The organism is Thermoplasma sp. (genome assembly GCF_023256435.1).
Taxonomy (GTDB): domain Archaea; phylum Thermoplasmatota; class Thermoplasmata; order Thermoplasmatales; family Thermoplasmataceae; genus Thermoplasma.
Genome location: NZ_JAGDXM010000047.1, coordinates 1 through 12,317, shown reverse-complemented (window position 1 = coordinate 12,317; position 12,317 = coordinate 1). Strand labels below are relative to the sequence as shown.

Sequence of the window (12,317 nt, the reverse complement as noted above, 5' to 3'; positions counted from 1 at the left end):
AATCATATCAGAACGATGGTAAACGTAGCTGTTCTAATTAAACAAATTATAGACATAGACCAGATGAAGACAGACAGCGAGGGAAAACCAATTCTTACAGGTGTCCCGTACAGGCTGGAGAACCTCAGCAAGAATGCTATCGAAGCAGCGGTGAGGATCAAGGAAAAGCAAGGTGGCAAGGTAACAGGCATAATCTTCGGAACTGAGGCAGGGACTTCAGCTATGAAGGAATCATATGCCATGGGAGTTGATGAGGGCATACTCATAACGGGATACAAAGGAAGCAACCCTCAGGTTACGGCAAAGGCTATTCTCACGTACCTGAGGCAGATCCAGTTTGATATTGTGATACTTGGCGATCAGTCTGCGGATTCCTACACTGGCATGCTACCTGGCCTGATATCGGCCGGCCTTGGGATACCGCTTCTTGGCAATGCAAATAAGATAGATATCGAAGGAAAGGTTGTGCGGATAACACAGGTTGGCGAGACAGAAAATGTCGAGATGGAGGCCGAGATGCCGGTGGTAGTTTCGGTAACGCAGGAGATCAATGAGCCACGGCTGCCACCAGTGCTGCAGATTATGGCTGCTGGAAGGAAACCGATTCGTACAGAGAAGTTTGACGGTTCGTTCAGCAAAGTTAGCGTTCTTTCAAATCTCGCTCCTAAGAGTGAGAGAAAGAGAAAGGTTTTCGAAAAGGTTGATGAGGGTGTTGCCGAGATAGTAAAGGTTCTTAAGGAGGAGGTAAGATGAAATTTCTGACTCTTTCGGATGATATAAATTTCCTCAGGCAGATAAATACGCTGATCTCAGGAAAGGGGGAGTTCGATTCGGTTCTGATCGGCGACGGCGATCCGAAGGGCCTCGGATCTGGCGTCCTCTTCAGAGTGAAGAAGGATACCCCCTTTGACGCCATCTCCGAGGGCATACTGAAAATGAGCAAAGACTACGATTACATGGTCATAGGTTCCACAGAGATCGGAAGAGAGATCGCCGGATATCTCTCATTCAAGACAGGTTTCTATACAGCTACCGAGATATTCTATCTGGATATCAATGGGCAGAAGGTGCACACAAAGCGCTTCTTCTTCGGTGGTAAGACGGTCATAGAGGAAGAAAGCGACGCCAAGATAATCACAGTGGCGCCAGGCGTCGTAGAAGCCAGGGATCTCGGTTCTACGCCACAGATGAAGGACCTTGATGTTGGACAGAGCAGGATCAGGATCACGAAATTTACCAGCAAGGCCGGCGGCAGCGTGAGGCTCGAGGATGCCAAGGTGATAGTTTCTGTGGGCAGGGGCATAGGAAGCAAGGAAAATATAGCCAAGGTGGAGCCGCTTGCCAAGGCCCTGAACGGGGAAATAGCTGGATCTCGCCCTGTATGCATGGACTATGGCTGGCTCAGCGAAGACAGGCAGGTAGGCCTATCTGGAAAGAAGGTCTCTCCAAAGGTGTACATAGCTCTGGGAATATCAGGCCAGATACAGCATATAGCAGGCATGAGAAATTCGAAGACCGTGATAGCCATCAATAAGGATAAGAACGCACCCATCTTTCAGGAGTGCGATTACGGCATTGTCGGAGATATATTTACAGTGGTTCCAAAAATACTGGAACAGCTGAAGCAGTGAAATATCTTCATAACGCAAATTTTTTGATCTATTTATTATCCTTCAATTTTTACAGCTCCACTAACTATCTGCCAAAAATTATATAACTTACATACGATCATCATCAAATGCAAAACCTTAGGCAGGGCGCTTTTGAGATGGGGCTGACCTTCTGGCAGATACCTGTCATACTTGTTTTATTGATACCGGCTGGGTTCACTTTCATATCCGATTCTTCAAGCCCCATAACGTACGCGATCGAGATTCTGTGGATCATGGGCATGCCGATAATAGCTATCGCGCTTGCCGGAGCATTCAAGAGCAGAAAGGTGAGGCTCTCAGATTTCAGCGGGCATATAGATGAAACCGTGATATTCCAGATCGCCTCAATAGCAAGATGGGATGTTGTGAATGCGCTGGAGAGAGTTATAAATTCCATCATGTCATCTGCGCCGCGCAACTTGAGAAGCTGGTTCATAAATATAGTAATAGAGGAGAATTCGGAGGCCAGGTCCTATCTTGAAAAGAAGTATTCTGGAAACGAACGCATTAGAATAACTGTTGTTCCCAGAGAATACCGTACAAAGAAGGGCGCACTGGCAAAATCCAGAGCAAACCAGTACGCGATAGAGAATCTAAAGGCTCAGGGGCTCATCTCTAAAAACATATGGATATATCATCTGGATGATGATACATCAATAGGGCCAGAGAGCGTTGCAGCGGTTGCCGAGCATATTATGAGATATGGGGATAGATACTACCTGGCCCAGGGCATACTCTCGTTTCCGCACTTCCTAACGAGAAACTTCATAACGAAGTACGCGGACTCCATGAGGCCTACAGACGATCTGACCAGATTCTATTTCTTCACCAACGTTCTGAAGATGCCGTTGATCGGCCTGCATGGGGAGAACATGCTGGTACGTTCAGATATTGAGGAATCGGTGGGCTGGGATAATGGCAACAGGGCCATTGCTGACGACAGCTTCTTTGCCCTGAACTTCGCCTATCTGTATCCGGGGAGATCAGCATTTATGCCTGCCATAACGTATGGATCGTCTCCGGCAACGGTGAGGGACATGCTGAAGCAGAGGAAGCGCTGGTTCCTGAATGTTTCCAATCTGAGTTTTTACGGTGGAATACCCGTTAGATACAGGGCCTTCATGATATACAGCATCATATTCTGGATGGGCATGGTGGTGCAGAACGTAGTCCCCGTGCTCATGATATTGCATATGATGGGCATAATAGACATGGCGGTCATAAACCCAGAGGTGCTTTTCCTGTGGGCCTTCACGCTCTCCTTCTGGATATGGTTTTACATATCCGGCCTTCGTATCAACAGGGAGGTGTCTGGCTTGTACAGGGAGAACATAATCGATTACGCCATACTGGTCTTTCTCTATATATTCGTGATATCGCCTCTGGAGATAATCGGTGGGCTTCTTGGCTTCATAGGTTTCCTGCGGAACGAAAGATCATTTGAGGTAATATCAAAGCCAATCTGACGATACACCGCGATCCATCAGATCCCCGAATTCAGATATCAATGTAGTTGCGTATATCCCTCTCCCAAGAATGAAATCCATGACGTTGCCTGAGACAGAGAAATTTACTGGCTTGGCAGAGACGATGCGCCTGTCTCCTGTTGAGGAAAGGTGTGGATATTCCCTGTTTCTGAACATATACGTTTCCACATGCTCCTCTTCCAGAATCCTAGTCTCTATCTCCCCGAACTCGCTCCTGTCAGGCCCGACCTCAGATCCAATTATTGGAATAGTTATTCTGATCTTATCCGATCTGATGAGTTCGTTTATCCGATTCACATTGATCTCGTTGACCTCGATTGGCCTGGATTTATCTGGATTGAAATATGCGTCAATCGGGTACGCAATATCCCCAGGTATAGCCGTATTGAGACCATATCTCTCTATCCTTGCCCTCAGCATTTTGTTGAAGAGATAAGACTGATAGGCATGGACAAACATTATTGCCAGATTCTTCGGAAGCGCGTCAAAAGCACCTTCAAAGCTGTGGTGCTGTGCGTAGTATCCTATCAGCGATCTCTCGAATTTCAGCGTTCTGGGAAACTCTTCAAGTGCAGAAGCATAGTCAAGAGTATCTATGAACTTCCTCCTGTAGTCCTCGGTATCATAGCGTTCATCATAGATATACAGGCGCACGGCATCCTCATACCTCCCCATAACTATGAGGCGCCCAACGTCATGGGTGTTGCTGCGCCTGGATCCAAACCTCTGCTGGCCAAAATAGTTTGGAAAGCCGCCTCTTTCCATCATGTCCGTATACTGATCCATGATCCAGCTATCATCAGGTCCCTGGAATCTTATTCTGAAATGGTTGGCAGTTAGATCACCCAGCTTGAGATAGTGATCGCTCCTGAAGGTTTCTAGGATCCTGAAGCCGTTGAAGGCCAGATCTGAAACGTCAACCGGCGCATTTATGCAGAAATACTGGATCTTCGTTGCCCTCTTGTCCTTCGTTCCAGCATATGATATCCTCTTTCTGCTTATTCTAAGCGCAGAGGCCATGGCTTCCACGACCTTATTTGTATCCCAGTCGATTATCTCTGCTTTTACTATCAGATAACGTCCTCTCTCGTTTTTCGGGATCTCTGCGATCTCCTCGACGAAAAAGTCCTCCGGCTTCATCTTTATGCTTATCGGTTGCCCGTCATTCACTGAACGATCACCACTGAACATACACCTGAGTTTAAGCAGATTCGATCATTTTAATTGAAACGAAAGGACAAAACAGCGTTCGTTTCAGGATAACATATTGAAATGGGCCTCAATAAATCTGCACCTGCCGGTACAGGTTATCCCTCTCCACAGGGACCATGCCAAGATCCTTTATGCTTCTTATTATGATCTCCTTATGCAGGTTGCCCACGTTCTTGCCCGTTGCCGGTATCACGCGTTCGTCATAGATTGTACCGCCCCAATCGTTGGATCCGTAGAGTATGGCAAGCTGCCCCATCTCCACACCGTTGGTGAGCCATGAGCTCTGTATTATGGGAAGATGATAGTTGAGCACTATTCTTGATATGGCGACATTCCTGATGACGTCCTCGGCCTGCGATCTGTGATCGAGAACACCCTCTCTCTGCAGCTGAGTATTATCAGGTTCCATGTTCCATGCTGTGAAGGATAGGAAGCCATGATACTTCTTCTGAAGATCCCTTATTGCTATGAGGTGATGAGCCTTGTTCACGCTCTTTTCTATATGGCCATACACCATGGTGGCCGAGGTCCTGACCCCGATCCTGTGTGCAGTCTCCATGATCTCGAGCCACTGCCTGCCGCTTCCGGCGGGCCTTCCAAGAGCCACCCTGATGTCTTCATCCAGTATCTCGGCGCCTGCACCGGGTATTGTCTCCAGGCCAGCTTCTCTCAAGATCGATATGGTATCCTCATAGCTCATCCGCGCCTTTCTGGAGATGAAATTTATCTCTGCGGTGGACAGCCCGTTTATACCCACATCCGGGAACTCCTTCCTTATCCTCCTGAACACCTCAATATAATAATCAAGATCCAGATTGGGGTTAACTCCGCCCTGTATGAGCACCTGGCGTATACCCAGAGGATAATACTTCCTGATCTCCTCTATAACCTGATCGGGTGTCATCGTGTATGCATCAGGCTCCTTGCCTGTTCTGTAAAAAGCACAGAATTTGCACCTGACATTGCACACGTTCGTATAATTGAGTATTATATTTGAAACGAACGACACGCGGTTGCCGCTTATCTTCTCTGTTATCTTTCTTGCGAGTTTGCCAAGATCGTTAACATCTGCTTCGTCGTACATGAAAATGATATCATCTACGTCCAGATCCTCGCCACTCTCAACCTTTCTCTCGATTGATGAGATGTAATTGGATACTAACACGATACACTATTTTTCTATAGTTATTAACGTTTGCCTCCCATTTCCTGAACATCATGAATTCTCCCCTGAACCGCGGATGCGCATGCCTCCTATGACCTCCTCATAGGATCTATAAAGCAGTATGAGAAGCGAGGTAAGGGTAGGCTTGTGCTTGTTGGACCACTCTATGTCCTTGCTCATATACGCAAGGTGTTTGTCAACCCTGTTGCTCTTGCAGTAGTTATTTCCATGCCTGTAGTTCTGCACATTTCTTATTATGGTATCCCTTGTTTCGCGGTCTATGTCGCCTACATCGTATCTCAGCTGTGTCATCCTTATCTCAGCGTCATAGGTTGCGTTCACTATGTCCTCCCTGCTCATCCACTGCGTCTCATAATCAAGGAAATCATACCATGTCTTTCCGGTGTCAAGTATGCGGTATATCTCTGCCAAGCTTCTGGCGAACACCTTGAAGCCGTAAAGATCGGACTTCTCGTACCAGAGCGATCCGGGATCAACAAATGGCGCTATGGGGGATATGAAGGTGCTCAGTTTCATTCTGGATCCCTGAAAGTCCTTCATCAGTTTACCAGCATATTCCACCGTATCGATCACATTGCCGTAGTCCTGATGCGATAATCCAATGGAAAAGTAAACATCAAATTTCTTTGATCCGTATTTTTCCGCCAGCCTCAGGGATCTCTCGAGATCCTCATTGCTGTATCCGCTCTTGTTCCAGTTTCTTATATTTTCATCTGAGGTTTCCGGTGATATCTCCATGGAAAAATCGACCACGCTCCTGCTGATCGCCTTGGTATAATCCTCGTTGAAGGGCTTGAAGTACTCAGTGAGTATCGGTATGTCAATTCTGCGATCCCTCAAGCACGCAAAGAACCTTTCATAGTACTTGGGTCCGGCGAGCGCAAGATCCCCGACAACGAAGACAGGGGAACCAAGTATCTCTTGGGACAGTTCTATCTCGTCCACAACCCTGCATGGATCCCTAAACTGGTAATTCATCGCGAAGTTATTCTTATATGAGAAGTTCGAACCTCCGCAGAAACCGCAGTTGAGCTGGCAACCCCTCTCTATGAGGGTGAAGCCTTCAGGGTTGCGCAGCCAGTCCGCATAGGGAAGATGGCCCTTGATGTCGTGATATTTTATTGCGTTTTTAAGCAGAACTTCGTAGTTGAAAAAGACATTTTCAAGGCCCTTTCTGAAGTCATAGGGCCTCTCCTCCTTTATCATGCCGTTTTCCCTGTGCACAAGGCCGGGAACTTCCGACAGCGATCCACCTTCGATCAGCGTTTCAGCCAGCTTATATATGCCATACTCCTGAAAATCGCCCGCCAGCACAAAATCTACGAAGGGATAGTTCTTCATTATCTCCTTCCTGAAGTAGGTTGAGGAGTAGCCGCCGAATACAACGTATGAGTTCGGATGCAGGTTCTTCACGATCCTTGCCAGATTGAGCGCCCCATGTGCGTGTGGGAGCCAGTGAAGATCTATGCCATATATTGGCGCTTCAAGATCCCTGATGTAGGATACCGGATCAAACTTTCTGGACTGCACCATCCTGACGGCCACGTTTGCTATTCTTGCATTGAAGCCGTTCTGAACCAGATAATTAAGCATGCTTACAAAGCCAACAGGATACATCTCGAATACTGGGGTTGATGGGACAACGTCGCTGATAGGCCCTGGATCTATATCCCTCTTCCTGAAATCATATATGGAGGGGGGGTGGATAAAAACAACATCAGCATTCATAGGGCACGCGAAGACATTTTCCTGCCGTATTTAAGCATTTGTCGATGCGAACCGCGCAAAAATCTTAAATACGGCAAATAAAAAACCAGTTTGCACCTCCCACACCCATTGCTGAAGCTTTTCGCAATGCTGGCTCCAAGTTTAAATATCAAATGACAATGAGTATAAAATGATATCCTACGATGTTGAATACTGGGTCGAGAGGGCAAGATCCTCCCCCATAACCTTCAACGAAGCAATGGAACTGTCCGGCATGGATCTATTCGACCTGATGAAGATAGCCAATAGACTTACCGAAACAGACGTCGGTGAAACGGTCACCTATGCCGTTTCCTACAATATAAATTATACAAATTACTGTACGGCAAGCTGCCCAATCTGTGCCTTTTATGTACCCTATAAAAACAAGAGATTTGGGAAGGGCTATGAGCTGAACAAGGAAATGATAATGCATGAGGCATACGAGGCCAAGAAGAGGCAGGTTACGGAAATACACATAGTCGGTGGCTTTGATCCGGATCTTACGATCGAATACTATGAGGACATGTTCAGGACGATAAGATCAATAGTGCCAGATGTCACCATAAAGGCATTCACTATACCGGAGATAGATTTCATAGCTAGAACGACAGGGAATAGTATAAGGGAAGCGGTCTCAAGATTCATGGAAGCCGGTATGAACGCGCATACCGGCGGTGGTGCCGAGATATTCGATCCGGAGATAAGGAAGATCGTATCTACGCCTGAAAAGATATCCGGAGAAAAGTGGCTGGAGGACGCAAAGATAATCCATTCCATGGGGCTCAAGGGCAATTCAACTATGACATATGGCCACGTCGAAGGATGGAATCATATCGTCGATCATATGATAAAGATAAGAGACAACCAGCTGGAGGTTCCGGGATTTCTATCATTCATTCCTTTGAAGTTCAGTCCTGAAAACACTGCTCTCCTCAGATCCGGCAGAGTAAAGGGGCCGGCACCGGTGGACAAGGATCTCAAGGTCATAGCACTTGCCAGGATCATCATGGGCGATGCCATAAGAAACATAAGCGTCTACTGGGTTGCTCTGGGAAAGCTTGTTGCGCAGATAGCCATAAACGGCGGCGGAAGCGATCTGGTGGGCACAGCGTACAGCGAGAAGGTTTTTGGAGCGACGGACAGAAGAACACCTACAACAACGGAGGAGCTCAACCGCCTGATAAGGCAGGCTGGGAAGATACCGGCCATAAGGGATACGTTCTACAACATAATGGCGTACGCATGATATCCATAATAGACTTCGCTCACAGCGATCCCCTTTACCTGGGGTTCGAAAACAAGGCCATCGTGGTGCGCAATAACCCATTCAAAAATCTTGATCTGGTGCTGTCTGGAGACGTTCAGATAGGCATGGTCTCCTTGGTCTCTTATCTGGAGAACGCCGAGAGTTTGCGCCTTCTGAAGACTGCCAATATACACTCACTGAACAAGACTATATCGACGGTTCTGATATCGAGGGCGAACAGACTGAAGAAGGAGATCACAGTTGCCATAACGTCCAATACCAGAACAACCGAACTCTATCTGGATCTCGTGCTGTCAAGGCTTGGAATAGATCATAAATTCGTGCATTCCGATCGGAAGGAAGCCGACGATCTTTTATCTCTTGCCGAATATGCACTGCTGAATGGTGATGAAGCCCTGGCCGTATACAGAACGAGGATCAACATACTGATGGATGTGGGCAGTGCGTTCGCACGCATATTTCACATTTCTCCAGTTTACGCTGTCTCGGTTTCGAGGATCGAGGAAGATCCAGATACATCAGCGCTGGATAGCGCAGTGGTGAGATCCACAGAATTCAAGAGGGAATGTGCCAGATCCCTCGCTGATCGCCTGAAGATACCAGGCACTGTGGCGGAAGATTACTACAGAACTATACTCTACGATTACGATATGCATGTATCTGAAACAATTGAGTTCGTAAAAAAAGCCTATGAATCAAGGGCTAGGGATGGTCTCTCATCTTCCATGTTCCGCTGACATGGTCTAACATAAGCTCAGGCAACATTTATTTATTGGTTTTTACTTCCTTTCGCATGTATAGAGAAAAATTCACGAAGATAACAGAAGGATTCACTTTTGATGATGTTCTGCTTTTGCCAATGCGCACATCCGTGGAACCAAAGAATGTTGTAGTTTCATCCAGGATAAGCAGGCATATAAGCGTCAAAGTTCCGATAATAAGTTCTCCAATGGATACCGTGACTGAAGATGCTATGGCCATAGCCATGGCGAGATACGGTGCGATCGGCGTCATACATCGGAATCAACCGAGAGAAAAGGAGGTGGAGATGATCAAGCGCGTGAAGCGTGAAGAGACCATCATAATAAGGGATGTCTATACCATAAGCCCGGAGACGCCCATCGAGGTTGCAAAGACGCTGATGGCAACGAGGAACATAGCCGGCCTGCCGGTTGTCAAGGATGACAAGCTTGTGGGCATCGTCACCAAGAGGGATCTTGAGTTTGTCAAAAAGGGATCATCTGTATCGGACGTGATGGTAAAAGACGTGATAACCGCGCCGGAGAACGTTGACATAGAGGAGGCCATAGAGATACTGCACAAGAACAGGATAGAGAAGCTCCCTCTCGTTGACAGATCTGGGCGCCTCGTAGGGCTCATAACGGCGAAGGACATAATCACGAGGCAGAAGTTCCCAGACGCCTCAAGGGACAGCGAAGGACAGCTCATGGTTGGTGCCGCTGTTGGGCCGTTCGACATTGACAGGGCCATTGAGGTTGAAAAGGCTGGCGCTGATTTCATAGTGGTGGATACGGCGCATGCGGACAATGAAAACGTGCTCTCCTCAATCCGCAACATGAAGAAGCAGATCTCAGTGGATATAGTTGCAGGAAATATCGCCACAGCACAGGCGGCTGAGGATCTCATAGCATGCGAGGTGGATGGACTCAGGGTCGGCATTGGCCCAGGTTCCATATGCACGACTAGGATAGTAGCTGGAGTCGGAGTTCCACAGCTCACCGCAATATCAGAGGTTGCAGAGGTGGCTAAGGAGAGCGGGATTCCTGTAATAGCAGATGGCGGCATACGGTATTCTGGAGACATAGTCAAGGCCATAGCTGCTGGAGCGGACGCCGTCATGCTTGGATCCATGCTTGCAGGAACTGAGGAGAGCCCCGGTCAGGAGATGATAATAAACGGCAGGAAATACAAGGCGTACAGGGGAATGGGGTCCATAGGTGCCCTGACAACAGGACTCTCAGACAGGTACAGCAAGCTTGGAAACGGTTTCATAGCTGAAGGTGTTGAGGGCGCGGTGCCTTACAGGGGCCGTGTGGATGAGGTCCTGTTCCAGCTTGTCGGAGGCCTGCGCACAGGTATGGGATACGTGGGTGCAGCAACGATCGAAGATCTGAAGAGAAACGGGAAGTTCGTGAGAATAACCAATAACGGTCTCAGGGAGAGCCATCCCCATGATATAAGGCTGATAAGCGAGCCGCCAAACTATCAGATCTCCAACATCAATCCTTAATTACACCTTTTTGTTATAACTATATCGATTTTTTATGCGATCTGGTCTATATGATAATCAGAAACCGCTTCACGGATGAGATCGAGGATGCGTATCTGGAGTCATGCATTCCGCAGATGAAACCAGATGTTATTGAATCTGCATCGGATTCTCTCAGATCCATGTCCGCAGATCAGATATCTTCGTCTTTTGACAAGGTACTGCAGTACCTGCGTGATAACGGCGACGCCATACTTCCAAGGGTAGCTTCTACAACCGGAAAGCCAGTAAAATATCTGAAATTGGAAATAGAACGCTCCTGGTCAGCCGGGAGAAGGATGTCAATCATTGCAGATCCAGCATTCTATGCACTGCCGTCATGTTCCGTAATCTATCCAGATTACCAGGATCCAATCGCTTCGATCATCATACCGGCTCTCTTCTTTCTCTCAAACCGCATACCCGTGGCGGTTATTCCGGATAGGTATGCATTCCTTGTTCCGTATCTCGTTTATAAGGCTTTTTCTGGTTCTGGCCTGCCGAATGGTTCTTTCAGTATAATCGATGGCGATCCTTCAGCTGATCTTCCGCGGGGCTGTCCTGTAGTCTGCTACTCCACAGACAAGAAGCCAGAGATGCGGGATAATTCAGGCAGCATCTACCTTGATCAGGGCGGTCCGGCCCTGGCCATAGTGTGGAAGGACGCAGATGTGGACTTTGCCGCTCAGGATCTTGTAAACTCCATGATCGAAAGGCACAGCGTATTTCTGAGAAAGATCATAGTGCATGAGGACATCTTCGAGTATTTCCTGAACAGGATGAAGGAACTTCTCTCGTCCATAAAAACGGGAGACCCTCGTGACATGTGCACGCAGCTTGGCCCATGCGCTTCGGATCTGGATCTCGTAAGATCGCTCAACATCATGGCGGAAGCAAGGAGATCAAGATCGCTGATGTTCTCAAAGGGCCCGGAGGGCAATATCATCACACCATCATTGATAAACGGAGATATGATCGATTTCGATGACATGATATACACCCCCGTTTACATCGTGCAAAGCGCCAATTCGATAGAAGATGCTCTCGCAGCTGCAGGGAAGATGGATCCGGTCATTCTCGCACTTTACAGCTCTGATTCCATGCTGTTTCGCATGCTGATCCACAGAACAACATCGAGGTACATAGGTTTGAACCGGTATCCCGATATTTCGTATATCCCCAACGTTGCCTTCGCGAAACGCGATATATTCCTCTGATTTTTTTGTCTTTCCGCATAGCATATCTATCTTTGCATGGCAAAAAGGGCACCACTATATCGATATGGTGAGCTACTCCTAAGCTAAAGCTTCGGATCTTCCTTTCAGCGAAGAGACCTCTGCCTTTCCGGACATCTGTACAAGCCATATATCGCTATAACCACAGGCGTGAATTCGGATCTCAGCGATTTTACTAAAGCATCATCCACTTGGTTATCGTAGAGGATGCAAAAAATATAGGAAAACAATTTATGAGTATTTCCATTGAGTGAAGTCCG

The 12,317-nt window shown here is 47.5% G+C and carries 10 protein-coding genes; 7 read left to right on the top strand and 3 right to left on the bottom strand.

The annotated features are described in order from the left end of the window. Nucleotides 1–15 precede the first annotated feature (15 nt). The 3 genes from Q0C15_RS06155 (at nt 16) to Q0C15_RS06145 (ending at nt 3,118) form a co-directional block, all read left to right on the top strand. Nucleotides 16–753 (top strand): electron transfer flavoprotein subunit beta/FixA family protein, encoded by a 738-nt coding sequence (locus Q0C15_RS06155; RefSeq protein ID WP_297217382.1) that lies wholly within the window; start codon nt 16–18, stop codon nt 751–753. Next, entirely contained in the window at nt 750–1,631 is an 882-nt protein-coding gene (locus Q0C15_RS06150) for an electron transfer flavoprotein subunit alpha/FixB family protein (RefSeq protein ID WP_297217379.1), read from the top strand. Before Q0C15_RS06155 ends, Q0C15_RS06150 begins: the two co-directional genes overlap by 4 nt. 107 nt (nt 1,632–1,738) lie before the next feature. After that, entirely contained in the window at nt 1,739–3,118 is a 1,380-nt protein-coding gene (locus Q0C15_RS06145; protein WP_297217377.1) for a glycosyltransferase family 2 protein, read from the top strand. On the opposite strand, the gene truD is transcribed toward Q0C15_RS06145, so the two are convergent. The 3 genes from truD to Q0C15_RS06130 all read right to left on the bottom strand — a co-directional run bounded on the left by truD (nt 3,104) and on the right by Q0C15_RS06130 (nt 7,265). Beyond that, complete coding sequence (truD, locus tag Q0C15_RS06140; protein WP_297217376.1) at nt 3,104–4,330, bottom strand: tRNA pseudouridine(13) synthase TruD; 1,227 nt, start codon at nt 4,328–4,330, stop codon at nt 3,104–3,106. The two genes, Q0C15_RS06145 and truD, sit on opposite strands and share 15 nt — an antisense overlap. Nucleotides 4,331–4,418: 88 nt before the next feature. Next, on the bottom strand, nt 4,419–5,516 hold the full coding sequence (gene mqnC, locus Q0C15_RS06135; RefSeq protein ID WP_297217374.1) for a cyclic dehypoxanthinyl futalosine synthase: 1,098 nt from the start codon (nt 5,514–5,516) through the stop codon (nt 4,419–4,421). Nucleotides 5,517–5,567: 51 nt separating this feature from the next. Further along, the gene (locus Q0C15_RS06130; protein WP_297217371.1) at nt 5,568–7,265 is read right to left on the bottom strand and encodes a TIGR04190 family B12-binding domain/radical SAM domain protein; all 1,698 of its coding nucleotides are present in this window, start codon (nt 7,263–7,265) and stop codon (nt 5,568–5,570) included. 169 nt (nt 7,266–7,434) lie between these two features. Here Q0C15_RS06130 and Q0C15_RS06125 point away from each other — a divergent pair, with 169 nt between their 5' ends. Genes Q0C15_RS06125 through Q0C15_RS06110 form a run of 4 tightly spaced genes read left to right on the top strand, consistent with a single transcriptional unit; the run spans nt 7,435 to nt 12,039 of the window. Beyond that, nucleotides 7,435–8,532 carry a radical SAM protein gene (locus tag Q0C15_RS06125; RefSeq protein WP_297217369.1) on the top strand — a complete coding sequence of 366 codons (1,098 nt, stop codon included), beginning with the start codon at nt 7,435–7,437 and terminating at the stop codon, nt 8,530–8,532. Beyond that, nucleotides 8,529–9,290, top strand: coding sequence for a menaquinone biosynthetic enzyme MqnA/MqnD family protein (locus tag Q0C15_RS06120; RefSeq protein WP_297217367.1), 762 nt, complete (start codon nt 8,529–8,531; stop codon nt 9,288–9,290). The genes Q0C15_RS06125 and Q0C15_RS06120 overlap by 4 nt, the downstream gene beginning before the upstream one ends. A 56-nt stretch (nt 9,291–9,346) precedes the next feature. Further along, nucleotides 9,347–10,804 (top strand): IMP dehydrogenase, encoded by a 1,458-nt coding sequence (gene guaB, locus Q0C15_RS06115; RefSeq protein WP_297217365.1) that lies wholly within the window; start codon nt 9,347–9,349, stop codon nt 10,802–10,804. A gap of 50 nt (nt 10,805–10,854) precedes the next feature. After that, nucleotides 10,855–12,039 (top strand): aldehyde dehydrogenase family protein, encoded by a 1,185-nt coding sequence (locus tag Q0C15_RS06110; RefSeq protein WP_297217363.1) that lies wholly within the window; start codon nt 10,855–10,857, stop codon nt 12,037–12,039. Nucleotides 12,040–12,317 lie beyond the last annotated feature (278 nt).

Coding starts and splice junctions, on each gene's coding strand:
- Q0C15_RS06155 (WP_297217382.1), top strand. CDS start 16: ATGGTAAACGTAGCTGTTCTAATTAAACAAATTATAGACATAGACCAG.
- Q0C15_RS06150 (WP_297217379.1), top strand. CDS start 750: ATGAAATTTCTGACTCTTTCGGATGATATAAATTTCCTCAGGCAGATA.
- Q0C15_RS06145 (WP_297217377.1), top strand. CDS start 1,739: ATGCAAAACCTTAGGCAGGGCGCTTTTGAGATGGGGCTGACCTTCTGG.
- truD (WP_297217376.1), bottom strand. CDS start 4,330: ATGTTCAGTGGTGATCGTTCAGTGAATGACGGGCAACCGATAAGCATA.
- Q0C15_RS06130 (WP_297217371.1), bottom strand. CDS start 7,265: ATGAATGCTGATGTTGTTTTTATCCACCCCCCCTCCATATATGATTTC.
- Q0C15_RS06125 (WP_297217369.1), top strand. CDS start 7,435: ATGATATCCTACGATGTTGAATACTGGGTCGAGAGGGCAAGATCCTCC.
- Q0C15_RS06120 (WP_297217367.1), top strand. CDS start 8,529: ATGATATCCATAATAGACTTCGCTCACAGCGATCCCCTTTACCTGGGG.
- guaB (WP_297217365.1), top strand. CDS start 9,347: ATGTATAGAGAAAAATTCACGAAGATAACAGAAGGATTCACTTTTGAT.
- Q0C15_RS06110 (WP_297217363.1), top strand. CDS start 10,855: ATGATAATCAGAAACCGCTTCACGGATGAGATCGAGGATGCGTATCTG.